Raw genomic sequence first — 609 nt, 5'->3', positions numbered from 1 at the left:
GATTTTACAGACGTAAAATAAAACAAGGCGAACCAGATAGCTCGCCTTGTTTACTGAACGATTAACGACTAAAAACCTTAGTCTTGAGGGTTTTCTTTCGCGTTGATTTCAGCGTAAGTGTGCAGCAGCTCCGTCAATGTTTTTACCCACGCAAAAACATCCGAAGGTGCATTTTCGATTAGTTTTTCCACTAGAGCACAGTGTGTTTCTAGCGTGATTGCCTCTTCCAAATGGAATGAAATCGCATAGAAATGCCAAAGCACCAGTCGCGTCATTCGCTCGCTATTTTGCTTTGCATTGTCTGAGTCATCAAACGCTTGTTGAATTTCACTCAGTGCGATTGCTGTCATGCGTAGCATTGCATCAAGACGTGCAGACAACATACGGTCTTCGCTATCCACTTCTTCTTGATCAAAAGTAAACAGCTCATTCATCACGTCTTCTGGCACCATTTTACTGATCATGCGAGCACTAAACTCTTCCAGTTCATGGCGAGGCATGGTTACAAGACAATCGAAGGTGTAATCACGAAGCATAAAATCACTCTAGGTTGGAAATCAATTTTAGCCACGCATTCTAAATACTGAAATCTCAATTGCCAGCGTTTAT

General features: G+C 42.0%; 1 protein-coding gene. It reads right to left on the bottom strand.

The features are described from left to right. Positions 1-77 precede the first annotated feature (77 nt). Positions 78-536, bottom strand: a complete 459-nt coding sequence (locus tag R7R78_RS27720; protein ID WP_225474803.1) for an exoribonuclease R — start codon at positions 534-536, stop codon at positions 78-80. Positions 537-609 lie beyond the last annotated feature (73 nt).

This window comes from Vibrio sp. 2134-1 (assembly GCF_033339495.1).
Note: the sequence above shows the minus strand (reverse complement) of the source record. Positions and strands in the feature narration are given on the sequence as shown.

What these genes read in the sequence shown, in the direction of transcription:
- R7R78_RS27720 (WP_225474803.1), bottom strand. Translation starts at nt 536, where the DNA reads ATGCTTCGTGATTACACCTTCGATTGTCTTGTAACCATGCCTCGCCAT.